The sequence below is a fragment of the Sphingomonas silueang genome (assembly GCF_040049155.1).
GTDB classification, from domain to species: Bacteria; Pseudomonadota; Alphaproteobacteria; order Sphingomonadales; family Sphingomonadaceae; genus Sphingomonas; species Sphingomonas silueang.
This window is the reverse complement of record NZ_JBDZDK010000015.1, coordinates 23,103-41,653: the sequence shown is the minus strand read 5'-3', so window position 1 is coordinate 41,653 and position 18,551 is coordinate 23,103. Positions and strand designations below refer to the sequence as shown.

Annotated in this window: 20 protein-coding genes; 9 read left to right on the top strand and 11 right to left on the bottom strand. The window is 70.2% G+C overall.

All coding sequences use genetic code 11. The features are described 5' to 3' along the window. Positions 1-15 precede the first annotated feature (15 nt). The gene (locus ABLE43_RS14350) at positions 16-690 is read left to right on the top strand and encodes a cell wall hydrolase (protein ID WP_348979119.1); all 675 of its coding nucleotides are present in this window, start codon (positions 16-18) and stop codon (positions 688-690) included. A 43-nt stretch (positions 691-733) separates the two neighbouring features. Beyond that, complete coding sequence (locus tag ABLE43_RS14345; protein ID WP_348979118.1) at positions 734-1,234, top strand: MmcB family DNA repair protein; 501 nt, start codon at positions 734-736, stop codon at positions 1,232-1,234. Positions 1,235-1,311: 77 nt separating this feature from the next. Here the strand turns inward: ABLE43_RS14345 and ABLE43_RS14340 are convergent, their stop codons facing one another. From ABLE43_RS14340 to ABLE43_RS14315, 6 genes are all read right to left on the bottom strand, one after another. Next, positions 1,312-2,115, bottom strand: coding sequence for a TIGR02186 family protein (locus ABLE43_RS14340; protein WP_348979117.1), 804 nt, complete (start codon positions 2,113-2,115; stop codon positions 1,312-1,314). Continuing rightward, the gene (locus tag ABLE43_RS14335) at positions 2,076-2,990 is read right to left on the bottom strand and encodes a sulfite exporter TauE/SafE family protein (protein ID WP_348979169.1); all 915 of its coding nucleotides are present in this window, start codon (positions 2,988-2,990) and stop codon (positions 2,076-2,078) included. The genes ABLE43_RS14340 and ABLE43_RS14335 overlap by 40 nt, the downstream gene beginning before the upstream one ends. Before the next feature lie 224 nt (positions 2,991-3,214). Continuing rightward, entirely contained in the window at positions 3,215-4,231 is a 1,017-nt protein-coding gene (locus ABLE43_RS14330) for a hypothetical protein (RefSeq protein ID WP_348979116.1), read from the bottom strand. Between the two features lie 2 nt (positions 4,232-4,233). Then, a complete protein-coding gene (locus ABLE43_RS14325; protein ID WP_348979115.1) occupies positions 4,234-5,613 on the bottom strand; it encodes a glycosyl transferase family protein in 1,380 nt (459 codons plus the stop codon). Positions 5,614-5,999: 386 nt separating this feature from the next. Continuing rightward, a complete protein-coding gene (locus ABLE43_RS14320) occupies positions 6,000-6,512 on the bottom strand; it encodes an RcnB family protein (RefSeq protein WP_348979114.1) in 513 nt (170 codons plus the stop codon). Between the two features lie 89 nt (positions 6,513-6,601). Further along, positions 6,602-7,078: an outer membrane protein assembly factor BamE gene (locus tag ABLE43_RS14315; RefSeq protein WP_425475276.1), complete on the bottom strand. Its 477-nt coding sequence runs from the start codon at positions 7,076-7,078 to the stop codon at positions 6,602-6,604. Positions 7,079-7,207: 129 nt separating this feature from the next. Here ABLE43_RS14315 and ABLE43_RS14310 point away from each other — a divergent pair, with 129 nt between their 5' ends. Genes ABLE43_RS14310 through feoB form a run of 4 tightly spaced genes read left to right on the top strand, consistent with a single transcriptional unit; the run spans position 7,208 to position 10,399 of the window. Next, complete coding sequence (locus ABLE43_RS14310) at positions 7,208-7,720, top strand: ubiquinol-cytochrome C chaperone family protein (protein WP_348979113.1); 513 nt, start codon at positions 7,208-7,210, stop codon at positions 7,718-7,720. Beyond that, positions 7,717-8,235, top strand: a complete 519-nt coding sequence (locus tag ABLE43_RS14305; RefSeq protein WP_348979112.1) for a YceD family protein — start codon at positions 7,717-7,719, stop codon at positions 8,233-8,235. The genes ABLE43_RS14310 and ABLE43_RS14305 overlap by 4 nt, the downstream gene beginning before the upstream one ends. A 39-nt stretch (positions 8,236-8,274) precedes the next feature. Next, positions 8,275-8,532, top strand: coding sequence for a FeoA family protein (locus ABLE43_RS14300; protein ID WP_348979111.1), 258 nt, complete (start codon positions 8,275-8,277; stop codon positions 8,530-8,532). A gap of 13 nt (positions 8,533-8,545) precedes the next feature. Continuing rightward, a complete protein-coding gene (gene feoB, locus ABLE43_RS14295; protein ID WP_348979110.1) occupies positions 8,546-10,399 on the top strand; it encodes a ferrous iron transporter B in 1,854 nt (617 codons plus the stop codon). Positions 10,400-10,408: 9 nt separating this feature from the next. On the opposite strand, the gene ABLE43_RS14290 is transcribed toward feoB, so the two are convergent. Then, positions 10,409-10,585 (bottom strand): DUF4169 family protein, encoded by a 177-nt coding sequence (locus ABLE43_RS14290; protein WP_348979109.1) that lies wholly within the window; start codon positions 10,583-10,585, stop codon positions 10,409-10,411. 109 nt (positions 10,586-10,694) lie between these two features. Between ABLE43_RS14290 and ABLE43_RS14285 the strand changes: the two genes are divergently transcribed. Then, a complete protein-coding gene (locus ABLE43_RS14285) occupies positions 10,695-11,603 on the top strand; it encodes an endo alpha-1,4 polygalactosaminidase (RefSeq protein ID WP_348979108.1) in 909 nt (302 codons plus the stop codon). Here ABLE43_RS14285 and ABLE43_RS14280 read toward each other — a convergent pair. After that, positions 11,584-12,522 (bottom strand): NAD(P)/FAD-dependent oxidoreductase, encoded by a 939-nt coding sequence (locus ABLE43_RS14280; protein WP_348979107.1) that lies wholly within the window; start codon positions 12,520-12,522, stop codon positions 11,584-11,586. The genes ABLE43_RS14285 and ABLE43_RS14280 overlap by 20 nt on opposite strands. Positions 12,523-12,953: 431 nt before the next feature. Between ABLE43_RS14280 and katG the strand changes: the two genes are divergently transcribed. Both katG and ABLE43_RS14270 read left to right on the top strand, forming a co-directional pair. Beyond that, the gene (katG, locus tag ABLE43_RS14275; RefSeq protein ID WP_348979106.1) at positions 12,954-15,215 is read left to right on the top strand and encodes a catalase/peroxidase HPI; all 2,262 of its coding nucleotides are present in this window, start codon (positions 12,954-12,956) and stop codon (positions 15,213-15,215) included. Between the two features lie 180 nt (positions 15,216-15,395). Further along, on the top strand, positions 15,396-15,890 hold the full coding sequence (locus ABLE43_RS14270) for a DUF427 domain-containing protein (protein WP_348979105.1): 495 nt from the start codon (positions 15,396-15,398) through the stop codon (positions 15,888-15,890). 10 nt (positions 15,891-15,900) lie between these two features. Here the strand turns inward: ABLE43_RS14270 and ABLE43_RS14265 are convergent, their stop codons facing one another. From ABLE43_RS14265 to ABLE43_RS14255, 3 genes are all read right to left on the bottom strand, one after another. Beyond that, positions 15,901-16,635: a DsbA family protein gene (locus ABLE43_RS14265; RefSeq protein WP_348979104.1), complete on the bottom strand. Its 735-nt coding sequence runs from the start codon at positions 16,633-16,635 to the stop codon at positions 15,901-15,903. Then, positions 16,635-17,996: a M48 family metalloprotease gene (locus ABLE43_RS14260; RefSeq protein WP_348979103.1), complete on the bottom strand. Its 1,362-nt coding sequence runs from the start codon at positions 17,994-17,996 to the stop codon at positions 16,635-16,637. Before ABLE43_RS14260 ends, ABLE43_RS14265 begins: the two co-directional genes overlap by 1 nt. A gap of 70 nt (positions 17,997-18,066) precedes the next feature. Beyond that, positions 18,067-18,501 (bottom strand): response regulator, encoded by a 435-nt coding sequence (locus ABLE43_RS14255; protein ID WP_348979102.1) that lies wholly within the window; start codon positions 18,499-18,501, stop codon positions 18,067-18,069. Between the last annotated feature and the right edge of the window lie 50 nt (positions 18,502-18,551).

The following is an 18,551-nucleotide window of genomic DNA, read 5'->3' as shown; positions in this document are numbered from 1 at the left end:
TAATATTGACGACAGATGAAGCTGCGCTTCCCCACGGCGACGATCGCCGCCGTGACCTTTCTTGCCGGACTCGCTGCCGGCCTCGCCTCGCCGGTGATCGCGGAAGAAACCGCATCGCCGACCAGGGTTACCAACCTTCGGACCACCCCGACGGTTCCCGCGAACGCCCCGGTGCAGTTCGCCCCCCCTGCCGAAGTCGTGCAGGACCTCTCCGCAAAGCCGGCCGTCGCCACCGACGACGCCACCGCGGATGCGAGCGTCGCCGACACGGACACCGATTTCTCCTCGCTCGATGCCGCGGTTGCCGCACAGAGCGCCGCGATCGACGACGAAGAGCTCAACTGCCTCGCCGTCAGCGTCTATTACGAATCGAAGGGCGAACCGCTCTCGGGTCAGCTCGCCGTCGCCGACGTCATCCTCAACCGCACCACCTCGGGCCGTTTCCCCAAGTCGGTCTGCTCGGTCGTCAAGCAGCCGGGGCAGTTCTCGTTCGTGAAGGGCGGCAAGCTGCCCGAGATCGACACCAGCCGCCGCGCATGGAAGACCGCCGTCGCCGTCGCCCGCGTCGCCACCAAGGATCTGTGGGAGAGCCCGGCCAAGGACGCGCTCTATTTCCACGCCCGGCACCTCAGCCCGAACTGGGGCAAGGCACGGGTCGCCTCGGTCGGGAATCACGTCTTCTATCGCTGAACCGGCCCTTCCCATGTTCGCATGATGTTCCTATGATGCGGCGATGGTGAGTCTTGCCGCCCCTCGCGATTTCGTCCCCGCGCCCGATACCCATCCGCTGATCGCCGCCGAAGTCGCGCGCGGCGTCACGCGGATGCTGCTCGCGCATGACCTGACCGCGATGGCCGAGGTGCCGCTCGACGGCGGGCGGCGCGCCGATCTGATGGCGATCGATGCGCGGGGGCAGATCGTGATCGTCGAGATCAAGGTGTCGCGCGCCGACCTGCTCGGCGACGGCAAGTGGACCGACTATCTCGGCCACTGCGACCGCTATTTCTGGGCGGTGCCTGCCGGGTTCGATGCCGGCCCCTTGAACGGCGAGGCGTTCCTGCCCGAGCGGACCGGGATCATCGTCGCCGACCGCTACGACGCGACGATCCTGCGCGAGGCGGCGACGACCCCCCTGCCCGCGCACGTCCGCAAGCGTTGTACCCTTGCCTTCGCCAGACGCGCGGCGCGGCGGCTGATCGGCACGATCGACCCGGACGCGATCCAGGGCTGGTAACGAAGCGACCTATCCGTTCGTCCCGAGCGACGTCGAGGGACGTGCCACGGCCGTCGCGTTCCTGCCCCGGATCCGCCTCAGAACCGCCGCCACAGCGTCCCCGCCGCCCAGCCGAAGCCGACCGACAGCAGCACCGCGACCAGCCCGTAGAGCACCGATGCCCGCTCGGCGGCGGTGGCGACGAAGCGCTCGAACCCCGATTTGCGGATGTCGATCTCGCGCACCGCCGCCGCCAGCACGCGACCGTCACGGATCAGGAAGGTCTCGGCGGTGAAGGTGCCGACCGGCACCCGCGCCGGGATTGCGATCGCCGCGCGGTACAGCACGTCGTCGGTGATCTCGACCGCGTTCGGCAGTTCGCGGTACAGCCCGGCACGGCGGCGCAGGTCGACGAACCCGGCGGCGAAGCGCGCCTGGTCTGCCGCCGACGTGCCCGCAGTGGGCGAGAGTTGCAGGCTGTCCAGCCCCAGTTCGTAGATCGCGCGGGTGCGTTCATCGACGATCCGCCCGATCGGGCGCGAGGAGGCGATGGCATAGAAGGACGGGGCCGAGCGGTAGCTGATCCGGTCGGCATTGACCCAGATGCCCGCCACCTTCTCCTTCTCGCGCACCACGATCGATTCGGGCGGGCCCTTCACCACCACCACGATCTCGGCGGGACGGTCCCCCTGCGGCACCCGCCCGCCGGGATAGAGGATCGCGCCGAACAGCAGCAGGTCGGCGCCCGTGAAACTATACGCGATGCGCACGTCGCGGCTCGACACGTCGGGCACCAGCACCGGCGCGCCCGTCGCCCCCAGCAACAGCGGCGATGCGAGCGCCAGGGCGGCGATGCGCCGCCTCACGCGGGCTGCACCGTATAGATGTCGTCGGGCCGCCATCCGAGCCCCAGCGCCATGCGGAACGCCACCGCCAGCACGATGATCGCGAGCGCGAGGCGGAGATACTCCGGCTTGGCCTTTTGCGCGAACCGCGCACCGATCTGCGCGCCCGTCACCGATCCGACGAGCAGCAGCACCGCCAGCACGATATCGACCGCCTTGGTCGTCAGCGCATGGACCATCGTGGCGGCGGCGGTCACGAACAGGATCTGGAACAGCGAGGTGCCGACCACCACCCGCGTTCCCATGCCGAGCAGATAGAGCATCGCGGGCACGAGGATGAATCCGCCGCCCACCCCCAGCAGCACCGTCAGCATGCCCGTCGCGAACCCCAGCAGCAGCGGCGCGAGCGGCGAGATATACAGCCCCGAGGCATAGAAGCGCCAGCGCAAGGGGAGCGCCGCGACCAGCGGATGATGCCGCCGCCGCGCAGGCCGGGGCGGGATCGCGCCGCGCAGCACCCGCACCGCGCCGATTGCTTCCTTCAGCATCAGCCCGCCGATCGACCCCAGCATCACGACATAGAGGATGGCGATGACGGTATCGATCTGCCCGCTCGATTGCAGCAGGCGAAAGACGAACGCGCCCGCGACCGATCCCAGCACGCCGCCCGCCACCAGTACCCCGCCCATGCGGAAGTCGACCCCGCCACGTCGCAGATGCGCGAACACCCCCGACACGCTGGCCCCCGTCACCTGGCTGGCGGCGGAGGCGGCGGCGACGGTCGGCGGGATGCCGTAGAAGATCAGCAGCGGCGTGGTCAGGAACCCGCCGCCCACCCCGAACATGCCCGACAGGAACCCGACGCCGCCGCCCAGCAGCACGATCACCAGCGCATTGACCGACAGATTGGCGATGGGGAGGTAGAGATCCATGGCGAACATGGGTTAGCCGCTTCCCCGCCGCGCGGCCAGCGGGCGCGGGCGTTAAAGTCTGCTCCACGTACGTCGAAGCGGTACCGGCCCGCTCCCCACCCGGCCACCCACGCCAGTATCCTGATGGGTGGCCGGGTGCGGGTAGCCCAGCAAAGTACTGTTTTGCTGGAACCCGTGGGGGAGCGGGCCGGTACCGCGCTGATCCGCCTTTGCTGGATCGGACCCTAAAAGTCGCTGCCCAGCGTCAGCGCCGGGCCGGAGCCGGGCGCGGCATTGCCGCCGATACGCTGTCGCCAGTCGAGCGAGAGGCGGACCGGCACCCGCCCGACCGGTAGCGCCAGTACCGCCGACGGGCCGATGTCGATCCGCTGCCCCTCACGCTGCGCTGCGCCCCAGCCGCCGATGCCGAGGCGCAGTTCGGCCCGCCCGACCTGTGCGACGGGGTGCAGCGCGCGCACCGCGCCGTCGGCATAGGGTTCGATGCCCGTCCGCGCGACCGCACCCGCCTGTCCATAGGCTTCGAGAGCGAACCCGCCGGGCAGGTCCGGCCGGTCGATGCCCGCGATCGCACCCAGCCCGACGCCGCTGGCGCTGCGATCGAGCGCGACGCGCCGTTCGACGACCAGCGCGACCGGCGCGGCGGGGCGCCACTCGACGCCCAGCGCCGCCTCGTGTCCCGGCCCGGCGAGGGGCGTCGCCAGCCGTCCGGCCAGCGCGAAGCGGCCGTCGGGCACGACCGGCATCCGCATCCGCACCCCCGCCTGCCCGCCGCCCAGCTGCACCGGCCCGCCGGTCGCGTCGCCGCCGCGTGCCATCGCCCACAGGCTGAAGGTCGGATGCGGCCGGTCGGGCGGCAGCAGTACGCCAACCGGGGGGGACGCGGGCTCGATCACCGTCGTCGCCCCGAACGTCGCCAGCGCGAGCAGCGCCAGCTCGATGCGCGCCTCGCTCCGTTCGGGGCGGGCGAGTCCGGGCAGCTCGGGATAGCCGAACGGCACGACCATGCCGTGTGGGGCCGGTCGCCTCGCTGCGGCGAGCGGGATCGGCGAGCGCCGTTCGATCCGCGGCGGCAGCGCGGCGATCGGGTGCCGCATCGCCCCCGCGACGGGCACCGCAGCGCGGATCGCCTGCGGCAGGGTCGCCCCCTCCGGCCACAGCAGCACGATCCGCAGCGTGATCCAGCCCCCGGCGACCAGCCCCAGAAAGCGCAGCGGCCGCCCGCGTCCAGTTGGGCCGTGCACGCTCACGCCTGGGGGAGTTCCGCCATGTCGGGAAAGTGATGCGCGGTCTTGTCCCACGCCAGCCGCCCGTGCCGCAGCGATGCGACATAGCGACCGATCGCCCGCCGCGCGGCGAGCAGCGCAACGAGATTGGCGACGAACAGCCGCGGGATCGACCGCCATGCCTCGCCGCGGCCATAGCTGCGCCGGACCATCGCGAAGCGGACGACGATCCGCCAGCCGAGCAGCAGCAGGTTGACGCCGAGCAGCGCCTGCATCGCCGCGTGCGGCAGCGGCGGTTCGCTCCCGGTGACGGCGTGTCCGACCAGCGCCAGCCCCCATGCGAGCAACGCCAGATAGGCGACCGCCAGCACGGGGATCGCCAGGATCGCGCGCCGGTCGCGCATCCGCATCCAGTGTTCGCGCAGGTTCCCGCCGCGCTGCCAGCCGGTGCGATCCCATCCGGCCAGTGCGATACCGGTCATCCAGCGCGCCTTCTGCCGCACGGCGGTGGCGAGGGTCGCGGGGAAATAGGCGCGCACCGCTACCGGCGGCCCGCCGGGATGTTCCAGCACGCGGGCGAACACGCCGCGACCGCCGAGCGCGCGCACGGTCAGCCCCAGTTCGTAATCCTCGGTCAGGCTCGCCTCGTCGAACGGCAATCCGCCGCGCGCCGCCGCGATCCGGGCGAGCATCGCGCTCGTGATCGCGCAGCCGACTCCGGCCAGCGGCAGTCCGGCCCCCAGCGCGCCGCGCACCGGCAGCTGGCGACCATGCGCCTCGGCGAACTCGTCGAGATAATGGCCCGACACCCAGCGCGATCCCGGATCGACGAGCGGCAGCACCGGCAGCTGCACCGTATCGGCATCGCGCAGCAGATGGTCGTACACCCGCAGCTCGCCCGGATGCACCACGTCCTCCGCGTCATGCAGCACCACGGCGGTAAAGGCGCGACCTTCCCGCCGGCCATCGGCTGCGACCGCCTGCCACAGCGCGTTGAGGCAATCGGCCTTGGTGGTGGGTCCGGCACGCGGGTTGACGACGATGCGCAGGCGCGGCTCGCCGGTCGCCGCGGCGGCGACCGCGTCGATCGTCGCGCGATCGTTGGGATAGACGCCGACGTACAGCCGCCAGTCGGGATGGTCGAACCGGGCGAGCGTGGCGCGCAGCATCGCGCCGATCACCGCCGATTCGTCCCATGCGGGCACCAGCACGGCGATGCGCCCGGTACAGCCCGCGACCGGGAAGGCGTCGAGCAGCGGCGACCGCGCCCCGCGCCACCGACGGCGCAGGCTGCGCAGAAGATAGGTGAAATCGACCGCGAGGTCGTCCAGCCCGCCGATCAGGAAACCGATCGCGGCGAACAGCATCGTCTCGCGCAGGATCGCATCGATCCATGCCATCGCCGCCTTGCCCCCATATCGCCCCGGAACGGATGTAATCCGCCGGTCGGGCAGGGGGCAAGCAGGTGCGCGACGGCACGCATCGGACGCTTGCGAAAATTATATCGCGCCGCCGTTGAACCGCAGCGCGCAGTCGGCGTTAGCCGAAACGGTCCTCAATCCCCTTTCGGGACTGGTGCGGATGACGCACCGGCCGCGCCGCGCGTATCGGCGGCGCGGCCGAACCGTCTTGGGCCGTGTTCGGAAACGTGCCGACGGCACGTTTTGCGGCACCGGCCCACTCCCCCGCCCGGCCACCCATCAGGATACTGGCGTGGGTGGCCGGGCGGGGGAGTGGGCTGGTGCTGCTTGGAAACGCGCGCCTTCGCGCGTTTCCGGACAGACTCCTACCAGTAAAAGCCGCGGATCACGTCGATCACCCGCCCGCGGCGATAATCGACCAGCACCACGTCGTTATAGTGGCGCACCCAGCGCTGGTAGCCGCGCACCGGGGGCAGGCGATAGCGGCCCGGATCGGCGATCCAGTAGCGCTGCGCGTAATAGGGGCGACCGATCGCCACGCCCGGACGGAAGCTCTGGTAGCGGAACGGCGCGTTCCAGTTGCCGCGGGCATAAAGGGCGCGGTGGCTGTTGCGATAGCCGCGCCAGTCGCCCCGGCCCCACGCCCGGTCGCGCCGGGTGTCGCGATATTCGCGGCGCGCGCGGTCCAGTTCGCGGCGCTCCTCGCGGATCTGGCGGGGACTGCCATGGCGGAGCGCCTGGCGATATTCGCGGCGTTCTTCCCGAACGTCCTGCCGGTCGCGGCGCAGTTCGTGGCGGGACTGCGCCATCGCCGGGGCGGCGGTGACGCTCGGGATCGCTACCGTCGCGGCGAGGGCGGCGAGGATGATCTTGCGCATGGGAACACTCCTGTCGTGCATGATGCCGACCGAAATGCCCGATTCGCCCTGAACGATCCGCGAATGCGCCGGTCAGGAAAGCGACAGCTTTACCGCTGGTTGGGGCCGGGGCCGCCGGTACCCGGCGCGCCGACCGTGCCGATGTTGCCGAACAGGTCGCTGAAGAAGTTCGATTCGCGGCCCAGCGTCGGCGTCTTCTTGTCCGACGGGCTGATGCCGACGACCTGATCCACGCCGGTACGGTCGATCGCGGTGACGTTGCCGCGCTGGTCGAAGCTGATCTTCAGCGTCGTCTGGTCCACCGCGCGCGGGCGGTTGAACGCCAGGTTGCGGCTGTCGCGCGACAGGTAGAACCATTCGCGGTCGCCGAACTGGCCGGTGAAGGTCGGCGTGCCCAGCGTCTGGAGCACCGACTGGCGGGTATCGACGCCGGGCTGCACCGCGTTCACCAGATCGGGATCGATGACATAGCCCTGATGGCTGCGCAGGCGCGTGCAACCGGGCAGCGCCACCGCGACGCAGGCGATCATCAGCGCCGCTGCGCCACGGGTGGGGAACCGAACCATAACTTCTCCGTCCAGCGAACGCGCAACCGGGCCGCGCCGAATTGTTGCATCGCGCCGCCGTGCGTTCAATATGCCGGTCCCGCGCGCACGACAAGCGCGCCCTTCGCTTACCCTCACCGCCGGAGTGCCATGATCCTCGACCGCCTGTTCCGCCGCGAACCGCCCCCGCGCGAGGCGGCAGCGCTCTATGCCGCGGTCGTGGCGCGGGGCCGCGCGCCGCACTGGTATGTGGAGGGGGCGGTCCCCGACACCATCGACGGGCGGTTCGACATGATCGCCGCGGTCCTGTCGATGGTGATGCTCCGCCTCGAATCGGAACCGGCGGCAGCGGTCTCCGCCGCCAGCCTCGCGGAATGTTTCGTCGACGACATGGACGGGCAGCTGCGCCAGATCGGTTTCGGCGACATGGTGGTCGGCAAGCATATCGGGCGGATGATGGCGATGCTCGGCGGACGGATCGGGGCGTATCGCGACGGCCTTGCCGAGGGCGGGCTGGAGGCGGCGCTGGTGCGCAACCTGTATCGCGGGACCGATCCCGGCGCGGCGCCGCTCGCCCATGTCGCGACACGCCTGCGCGCGTTCCACGCCGCGCTCGCCCCCGTGCCGCTCGACCGCCTGCTTGCCGGAGACCTGCCGCAATGACCCCCGAATTCCATCGCCCGCTGCGCATCGACCAGATCGGGGAGGGCAACATCACCCGCCATATCGAGGCCGAACCCGACGAGCGTCGCCGGTTGATGGGCCGGTTCGGGCTGCTGGCGCTCGACTCGCTCGCCGCCGACTATGTGCTGCACCGCGATGCCGCCGGGATCGTCGCGACGGGTCGGCTGACTGCCGAGGTCGCGCAGGCGTGCGTCGCCAGCGGCGAGCCGGTGCCCGAATCGGTCGACGAATCCTTCACCCTGCGCTTCCTGCCCGAAGGCAGCATCGAGAGCGATGTCGAGGACCTCGACGACTCGGCGATGGATACGATGTTCTACGCCGGGAGCGCGATCGACCTTGGCGAGGCGGCGGCGGAGACGCTGGCACTGGCGCTCGACCCCTATCCCCGCAGCCCCGCCGCCGAGGAAGCGCTGCGTGCCGCCGGGGTGGTGCGGGAAGAGGATGTCACCCCCGCCACCGCACTCGGCGGGCTGAAGGACCTGCTCGGGAAATAAGCGCTTCCCTTGCGGCTCGCTTATTGATAATCAGTCGCAATGCTTTCCCCCGGTATCTGCCTCGCCCAACTGCCCCGCGCCGCACAGGCGACGGTCGCCTCGGTCGATTGGGACCGGCTGTCGCCCGGCGAGGCGCGCCGCCTGCGCGAATTCGGGCTGGACGAGGGCGTCGATGTCGAACTGCTCCACCGCGCGATGCTGCGCGGCGGGCCGCTCGCCTGCCGGATCGGACGGATGACGGTGGCGCTGCGCGCGCATGTCGCCGGGGCGATCCGCGTGGCCCCGCCGGGCGGTTGACGGCACCGCCCACGTGAACGCCGCACCTCTGGTCGCGCTCGTCGGCAATCCCAATGCCGGCAAAACCGCGCTGTTCAACGCGCTGACCGGCGCGCGGCAGAAGGTCGGCAACTATCCCGGCGTGACCGTGGAGCGCCATTCGGGTCGGCTTGCGCTGAACGACGGTCGCCCGGTCGAGCTGGTCGACCTGCCCGGTACCTACAGCCTCGACCCCAGCAGCCCCGACGAGGCGGTGACGCGCGACGTGGTGCTGGGCCGCCAGAGCGGCGAGCGGGTGCCCGACGCGATGATCGTGGTGGCGGACGCGACCAACCTCGACAATCACCTGCGCTTCGTCCTCCAGTTGAAGTCGCTCGGGCGGCCGATGGTGCTGGCGCTCAACATGATCGACATGGCGACGCGCGACGGGCTGACGATCGACTTGCCCAAGCTGTCCGCCGAACTGGGCGTGCCGGTGGTGGCCACCGTCGCGGTGCGCAAGCGCGGCCTCGATGACCTGCGCGCGGCGCTGGGCGACGTGCTGGGCACCACCGCGCCCAAGGCACCGATCGAGCGGGTCGAGGCCGACATCCGCCATTTCCAGCGCGAGGCGCGGCGGATCGCGCGGGCGGCGGTGGTCGAACAGCCGCGGATGCGCGCCTTCACCCATGGCGTCGACCGCGTGGCGCTGCACCCGGTCGCAGGACCGCTGCTGCTGCTCGCCATCCTGTTCGTGATGTTCCAGGCGGTGTTCAGCTGGTCCGAGGCACCGATCGGCTGGATCGAGGGGGCGCAGGGCTGGCTGGCCGACAGCGCCACCGCCGCGCTACCGGCCGGGTTCCTGCGCGACCTGCTGGTGCAGGGGGTCATCAACGGCGTCGGATCGGTGGTGGTGTTCCTGCCGCAGATCCTGATCCTGTTCCTGTTCATCCTGCTGCTCGAGGCATCGGGGTACATGGTGCGCGCCGCATTCCTGATGGACCGGCTGATGAGCGGCGTCGGGCTGTCGGGCCGCGCGTTCATCCCGCTGCTGTCGTCCTTCGCCTGTGCGATCCCCGGCATCATGGCGACCCGCTCGATCGACGATCCCAAGGAGCGGCTGACCACCATCCTGATCGCACCGCTGATGACCTGTTCGGCGCGGCTGCCGGTCTATGCCGTCATCATCGGCGCGTTCATCCCCGCGCGGCAGGTGCTGCCCGGCGTCGGGTTGCAGGGGCTGGTGCTGCTGGTGCTGTACCTGACCGGCATCCTCGGCGCGGTCGTCGCCGCCTTCGTCCTGCGGCGCACCGCGACCAGGGGGGCAGGGGGCGGCTTCCTGATGGAGATGCCGCGCTATCAGCTGCCCTCGATCCGCGACGTCGCGATCGGGCTGTGGCAGCGCGCCTATGTGTTCCTGCGCCGGGCGGGCACGATCATCCTGCAGGTGACGGTCGCGCTGTGGCTGCTCACCTCCTATCCGGTGGCACCTGCCGGGGTGAAGCAGTCGGAATATTCGATCGCCGGGCGCATCGCCTCCGGGCTGGAAGTCGTGCTGAAGCCGATCGGCTTCAACCACGAGATGTCGCTGGCGGTGATCCCGGCGATGGCCGCGCGCGAGGTGGCGGTGTCGGCGCTCCAGACCGTCTATGCCATCGACGCGGCGGACGAGGAACAAGGCGCGCAGGAACTGGGCGGGCGGCTGGCCGGACGCTGGAGCCTCGCCACCGCGCTCGCCTTTCTCGCGTGGTTCGTGTTCGCGCCGCAATGCCTGTCGACCATCGCGGTGGCGCGGCGGGAGACCAACGGCTGGAAATGGCCGGTCGTGATGATCGTCTACCTCTTTGCCCTCGCCTATCTGGCGGCAGGCGCGACCTACTGGACGGCGGTGGCGTTCGGGCTGGGATAGGCCGGACGCCTATTCCTCGCGCTTCGCCCCGTCGAGCAGCGCGGCGGCGCGGGCCTTGGCCTGTGCTTCGGCGTGCTTCTCCGTTTTCGTCCGACCGAACTTCGCGCGATTGGCGTCGGCCTGCGCGCCTGCCTGCGTCCGGGCGCGGGCCTTGCGGGCGCGGTTGAGGTTGATGACGTCACCCATGGCCGCGATCCTGCGCCGGAACGGGACGAAAGGCCAGCACCTCCATCCGAACGGACCGATTGCCGCCCGCCCGCCCCGGCAGTAGCGCGCGGCGACGAGGGGAGCGGACATGCGATACGGAAGAGGGCTGTCAGGCATCGCGCTGTTGCTGGCGGCATGCGGCGGCGGCGGAAGCGACGATGCGGGCGGGACGGTCGGCATCACGCCGACGCCCGCCGCTACGGCCACCCCGACACCGACCCCCGGCCCGAGCGCGACGACCACCCCGCTCCCGAGCGGCGGCGGCTGGTGGCGGGCGCCTGCCGCCACGACGTGGCAATGGCAGCTGAGCGGGACGGTCGACACCCGCTATGCCGTCAACGCCTATGACATCGACCTGTTCGACACGCCGGTCGCCACCATCGCCGCGCTGCATGCCGCCGGACGCCGGGTGATCTGCTACTTCTCCGCCGGATCGTCGGAGGACTGGCGCCCCGACGACAAGGAGTTCGTGGCCGCCGATCGCGGCGCGACGCTCGACGGCTGGCCCGGCGAGCGCTGGCTTTCGGTCGCGTCCGCCAATGTCCGGCGGGTGATGGGGCTGCGGCTCGATCTGGCGCGGACTAAGGGGTGCGATGCGGTGGAGCCGGACAATGTCGATGGCTATGCCAACAGGAACGGGCTGGGGATCACCGCGCAGCAGCAGCTCGACTATAACCGCTTCCTCGCCGACGCCGCGCATGCGCGCGGGCTGGGCGTCGGGTTGAAGAACGATCTCGATCAGGTCGCGGCGCTGGTCGGCGCGTTCGACTTCGCGGTCAACGAACAGTGCCACGAATATGATGAATGCGGCCTGCTCGCGCCGTTCGTCGCGGCAGGCAAGCCGGTGTTCGTCGCCGAATACAAGGCGGCCTATCGCACCAACGCGGGCGGCGCGCGCGACAGGCTGTGCGCCGCGTCGCGCGCCGCCGGGCTGCACACGCTGGTGCTGGCCGAGGCGCTCGACAACAGCGTACGGTTCAGCTGCGATCCAGAATAGCGCGCGCCGCCGCGCGGCCGGAAACCCATGCGCTCTCGACCCGGGGGGCGAGCAGCCAGTCGCCGCATGCCAGCAGGGCGGCAGCATGGTTGCGATAGCAGCCGACCCCCGCCGCACCCGAACGGGCATAGCGCCAGCGGTGCGCGGCGGCATGGACCGGATCGGGCAGCTCGCCCACCCGTGCGGCGAGTGCGTCGCGCAGCGCGGCGATCACCGTGTCGCGCGCCGCCTCGATATGCGAGGCCGACCAGTCGGCGGCGGCATGCAACGTCCAGCTCTCCCCGCCGGTGCGGCCGGGCTTGGCCGAATTGCGGAAGCCGCTGTCGAGGATCGCGTCGCCCGTCAGCCGGTCCGGTGCGGGCAGGGCGCGGTCGAACCCCAGCATCACCGACCAGCAGGGCGCGGAGGGCGTCGCACGGGCGAGCGCCGCCAGCGCCGGATCGACTCCGTCCAGCAGCGGCGCGACCTGTTCGGCGGGGATCGCCACCACCAGCGTGGCGAAAGGCCCGGTCGCGGCGTCGCCGTGAGTCAGCGTCCAACCGTCCGCCTGCCGTGCGATCGCGGTGACATGGGTCGACCAGCGCACGTCGAGCGAGGCCGCCATCGCCGCCAGCGGCGCATCCATCTGCGGCGTGCCGACCCAGGCGTCGGCGCCCGCCGCAGGCCAGCGCGCGGCCAGCCCCGCCGCGGCCCATGCCTCCAGCATGGCGACGAACGCCGGGTCGCGCGCGGTCATGTACTGCGCGCCGTAATCGAACGCGAAGGCGGTGCCGTCCGCATCGACGGTGCGCGCCGCCATCCTTCCGCTCGGGCGGCGGCCCTTGTCGAACAGTGTGACCCGCCGCCCCCCGGCGACGAGCGCGGTGGCGCAGGCGAGTCCGGCCATGCCCGCTCCGATGATGGCGATGCTGTCGGTCAACCGTTTCCGTCCTGATCGTTCGTGTCACCGGTGCAACGCAGCAGACACCGTTTCGTACCCGATGTACCGAAGATCGGATCGACCTTGCGACGTGGTTTTAGATGTTTCCAGTAATACCAGATAGTTGAGCCGATCCCATCGGCCGATCCGGGCGATACCGGTCCCTGTCGGGCAAGCATTGTCCGGCCACGGCCGCCGTCTTCCCGCGGAAACATCCCGAATATGGAGGATCGAGGGGCGACGAACCGCGTTGTCTGCCGCGAACTATTCCACCGTCCCGGTGGAGTATTGTCATGCTTCCGCCCGGTGGCCGCGTTCATTGGAATATCGCCGATCCCGACCACCGTTCCCCATCGATACAGGCCCGCCCTTCGGCACGTCCGGAGCCGGTCGTCCCTTTCCAACCCCGTTCAGGACATGAGGCTCGGACCATGCAGGATTACAAGACGGCACTCGCAGGCAAATGTCCGTTCGGCGGGGACCGGATCGGCGGCACGGCGGGTACGCCCCCGGTGCTGGCCGACTGGTATCCCGACCGGCTGCGCGTCGAACTGCTGGCGCGCAACGCCGCCACCGCCAATCCGCTGGGCGACGATTTCGACTATCGCGCCGCCTTCGCCCGGATCGACCTTGCCGCGCTGAAGGCGGAGATCAAGGCGTTCCTGACCACCTCGGTCGCGTGGTGGCCGTCGGATTACGGCAATTACGGGCCGCAGATGATCCGCATGGCGTGGCACTCGGCGGGCAGCTATCGCATCGCCGACGGGCGCGGCGGTGCGGGGGAGGCGATGCAGCGCTTCGCCCCGATCGAAAGCTGGTGGGACAACGGCAATATCGACAAGTCGCGCCGCCTGTTGTGGCCGATCAAGCAGAAATATGGCGCGTCGCTGTCATGGGCCGATCTGATCGTGCTGACCGGCAATTGCGCACTGGAGATCATGGGGCTGCCGACGCACGGCTATGGCGGCGGGCGCGAGGATGCGTGGATCGCCGACGACGCGACCTATTGGGGCCCGGAGCTATGGAATCCCGACCATATCGAATCGTTCGATTCGATGACGATGCGCGACAAGCGCTGGCGCGGGCAGAACGGCGATGCCGACTATGATCTCGAACAGCCGCTGGCGGCATCGAACCAGGCGCTGATCTACGTCAATCCGGAGGGGCCGTATGGCAACGGCGACCCGGAAGCGTCGGCGCGCGACATCCGCACCACCTTCACCCGCATGGCGATGAACGACGAGGAGACGGTGGCGCTGATCGCCGGTGGTCACGCCTTCGGCAAGAGCCACGGCATGGTGCAGCCCAACCGCATCGGCGCCCCGCCCGAAATGGCCCCGATCGAGGCGATGGGCCTCGGCTGGCACAATCCGGAAGGCAGCGGCAATGCCGAATTCACCATGACCAACGGGATCGAGGGCAGCTGGACCCAGCACCCGACCCGTTGGGACAACGACTATCTGCACAATCTCTTCGCCCATGAATGGGAACAGACGCGCAGCCCGGCGGGATCGCTGCAATGGACCCCGGTGGACAGGGACGCGCCGCGCACGCCCGACGCGCATGTGCCGGGCCGCGATCATCCGCTGATGATGATGACCACCGACATCGCGCTGAAGGTCGATCCGGTGTACCGCGCGATCTGCCAGCGCTTCCTGAACGACTTCGATTATTTCACCGAACAGTTCTCGAAGGCGTGGTACAAGCTGACCCACCGCGACATGGGCCCGCGCGAGCGCTATGTCGGGCCGGAGGTGACGATCGCCCCCGACCTGCTGTGGCAGGATCCGATCCCGGCGCGCGATCACGACCTGATCGACGACAATGATATCGCCGCGCTCAAGGACATGATCCGGGCGGCAGGACTGTCGGTGTCCGACCTCGCCTTCACCGCGCTGTCGGCGGCGATCCCCTATCGCGACAGCGACAAGCGCGGCGGGGCCAATGGCGCGCGCCTCGCGCTGGCCCCGCAAAAGGACTGGGCGGTCAACCGCCGCACCGTGCCGGTCGTCGCGGCGCTCAAGGACATCAAGGAGCGCTTCGATGCGCAGGCCGGGGCGGGCAAGCGCGTCTCGCTCGCCGACCTGATCGTGCTGGGCGGCTGCGTCGCGGTCGAGGATGCGGCGGCGGCGGCGGGCCATGCCCAACCGGTGCCGTTCGTCGCCGGGCGGCGCGACACCACCGATGCGCTGACCGATGCCGACAGCTTCGAGTGGTTGAAGCCGGTGGTCGACGGCTTCCGCAACTATGTCGACGATCGCTTCGCCGAGATCACCGGGGGCCGGATCGCCCCCGAGCAGCTGTTCCTCGACAAGGCGGCGCTGCTGCGCCTCAGCGCACCCGAATGGGCGGTGCTGACCGGCGGGCTGCGCGTGCTCGGCGCCAATTGGGACGGGAGCGCGGACGGCGTGTTCACCGACCGGGTGGGCGTGCTGACCAACGACTTCTTCGTCACCGTCACCAGCATGGACCATGTCTGGCAAAAGGCGGACGCGGCGGGCCGGCGCTTCACGCTGAACGACCGCGTGACCGGCGAGCAGCGCCATACCGCCACCCGCAACGACCTGATCTTCGGCGCGAACAACCAGCTGCGCGCGGTGGCGGAGGTCTATGCCGCCGCCGACGGGCAGCAGCGCTTCGTCGGGGATTTCATCGCGGCGTGGAACAAGCTGATGACCGCGGACCTGTTCTGATCCGGCCGCAGGAGTGTAATCGGATGTCGATCCCCCGTCCCGCCAGGATGCTGTTGACCTATCTCGGCATCGCGCTGTTGCTGGCGCTGCTGGCACTGGCGCTGTTCTATCGACTGACGCACCCGTGAGCGGGCCGGAGGCCTCCTGTCGGCGCTTCCTGCGTGGCCTGCGGTGGCTGCGATGAGGCCGCGGCGCGATCCGCCCGGTCCGGGGCAGGAAAGCGTGTGGGACTATCCGCGCCCGGCGATCGCCGAGCCGACCGCGCGCCATATCCGCATCGTCCATGCGGGCCGGGTGATCGCCGACACCCGCCGCGCCGTCCGCACGCTCGAAACCAGCCATCCGCCGAGCTATTACATTCCCCCGGCGGATATCGCGACGGACCTGCTGCGCCCCGCCGCCGGGCGTTCGCTGTGCGAATGGAAGGGGCAGGCGCGCTACTGGGATGTGGTGGTGGGCGACGTGCGGCTGGCGGCGGTGGGGTGGAGCTATGCCGATCCCGCGCCCGCTTTCGCATTGCTGCGCGATCATGTCGCCTTCTATGCCGCGCCGTTCGATCGTTGCACGGTCGACGGCGTGGCCGTGGTGCCGCAACCGGGCGGCTTCTACGGCGGCTGGATCACCCCCGACCTTGCCGGACCGTATAAGGGCGGGCCGGGCACGATGGGCTGGTAGCAGGCGCGCCTCAGGCGGCGGGTTTCGCCTTGCGCGCTGCCGCCACCGCCGCCTGCAAGCCCGCAAGCGTCTGCGCGCCGCCCAGCACCTGGTCGCCGACCACCCATGACGGCGTGCCGGTAAAGCCCAGCGCCGATGCGGTCCGGAGATTGCGCTCGATCTCGGCGGCGACCCGCGGCCCCTGTGCGACGCGCGTCGCCTCCGCGCTCAGTCCTGCGGCCTGCGCGGCGCGCGCGATCGCTGCGGCGTCGACCCGGCCTGCGGCATAGAGCGCGTCGTGGAACGGCTTGAACTTGCCCTGCAACGCCGCCGCCAGCGCCATCTGCGCCGCGCTGCGGCTGTCGGGCGACAGGATCGGCAGCTCGCGATAGACGATGCGCACCCCCGGATCGCTGGCGATCAGCCCCGAAATCGCGGGCAGGCTGGCACGGCAGAAGCCGCAGGCATAGTCGAGATAGGCGACGACGCTGACATCGCCGTCGGGATTGCCCGCGACGGCACCGGGAAAGGGCTCGACGATCGCCGCGCGATTGGCGGCGACGGCCTTGCCCGCCTGTTTCGCCTGCAACCGCTGCATCGCTTCGGGCAATATCTCGGGATTGGCGAGGATATAGTCGCGCACGACCAGTTCGGTCGCTGCCGTCCCGTCCCCGCTCCCTGCGTGCCGCGCCGCCAGTGCGCCGCCGCCCGCCCCGGCCAGCGCCGCCACGAGGATCGTCAGCCCCTGTCCGATCAGGCCGCGCATCAGTTCGCCACCTGACGGCGACGGTTGCGGCGTTCTTCCTCGGCGGCGGTCTGCGACGTCATCTGTATGTCCTGTGCCCTGATCCAGTCGCTCGACCCTTGCGGCAGCAGCGCCATCGCCCGCCGCGCACTGGCCAGCGCCATGCCGGTGTCGCCCGACAGCGACGCATATTCCGCCATCGCCAGCGCGACCCGCGCCGGATCGCCGCGCCGTTCGTACAGGATCGACAGCTGGTACCAGGCGAACGGGTTCTGCCCGTCGCGCGCGATCGCCTGTTTGAGCACCCGCTCCGCCTCGGGCAGCAGCGCCGGATCCTCGGCGGCGATGAGGGCATGGCCGAAGGTGGCGGCGATCAGCGGCGACGATCGCGTCCGCTCGGTCGCCTCGCGCAGCGCGGCCAGCGCCTCCTTCGGCTTGCCCGATTCGAGCAGGATCTGCCCCTCCAGCTCGAGGAAATAGGGATCGTCGGGTGCCGCCTTGACCAGCGCCAGCGTCTCCGCCGCCGCCTGCTCGGGATAGCCCGACTTGTGATAGGCATAGGCGCGGGCGTAATGCGCCATCACGCTCTGGTCGCTGTCGGGATAGCGGCGCAGCGTGTCCCGGGGATCGCTGACATAGCCGCGCAGCTTGGCCTGCACCCGCTTGAAGCGCAGTTCGAGCGCGGGGTCGGTGGCGCGTTTGAACGCCGGGCTCGCCTGTACGTCGGCGGTCAGGTTGGCGATGCGCTCGCCGCTCAAGGGGTGGGTGCGCTGGTAGCTGTTGTCCTGCGGGATGGCGAGGCGATATTCGAGGTTCTGGAGCTTCTTGAAGAAGTCCAGCATCCCCTGTCCCGACACATCCGCCCCGCGCAGGAAGCGCGCGCCCGCCGCGTCGGCGGAGGTTTCCTGCGTCCGGCTGAACGACAGATAGCTGCCCATCGCCGCCTGCTGCCCGGCCGCCAGGATGCCCGCTCCCGCCTCGCCCGCGCCCGCCGCCATCGCCGCGACGCCGAGCAGCAGGCTGAGCACGGTGATGCCGGTCGCCGGGGCCATGCCGCGCCCGGCCAGCGGCACATGCCCGCCGACGATATGGCCGATCTCGTGCGCGATGACGCCCTGCACCTCGTTCGCGTCGTCGGCGGCGTCGATCAGGCCCGAATGGATATAGACCGTCTGCCCGCCCGCGACGAAGGCGTTGATCGACTTGTCCTGCAACAGCACGACGCTGAAGTTGCGCGGGTCGAGCCCCGCCGACACCGCGATCGGGCGTGCCATGTCGTTCAGCAGCGCTTCCGTCTCGGCATCGCGCAGCATCGATTGCGCGACGGCGGGCTGGGCGAACAGGAGGAGGGCGGCGATGCCGCCGCCGAGCAGGCGCTTCATACCGTCCTTATCGGCCAGGGCGCGGGGGCCGGTCAACGCGCGGCTTGGACCATCCGCGCCGAACCGAGCGTCAGGCGTGGATCGGGCGCGCCCCGTCCATCCCGTCGAACAGTTTCATGCCCATCGGCGGCGCAGTGCGATCGCCGCTGCGCGCGCGCACTGCGAAATCGACGATGCTGCCGACCGAATCATAGCCGCACGGCTTGGACACGACTCCGAGCGTCCCCTCGACGCCCTGCTCGAGCAGATTGGGATTGGCGGTCAGGAACACGACGGTCGTGCCGTACATGCAGCCGAGCGCGCGCCCGATCTGCGGCCCGGTAAGCCCGTCGCGCAGGTTGCAGTCGACCAGCGCCACGTCCGGACGCTTCTCGGCCAGCTGCATCGCCTTGACCATGTCGGCGGCGATGCCGACCGGACGATAGCCCAGTTCCTCCAGCGACGCTTCCAGATCGGTCGCGACCAGCATTTCGTCTTCGACGATCAGAACGGTAGGCATCGACATGCGGATTTCCTGTTGATCCAGTATATCCGCAACGCCGTTCCGCAGGCCAT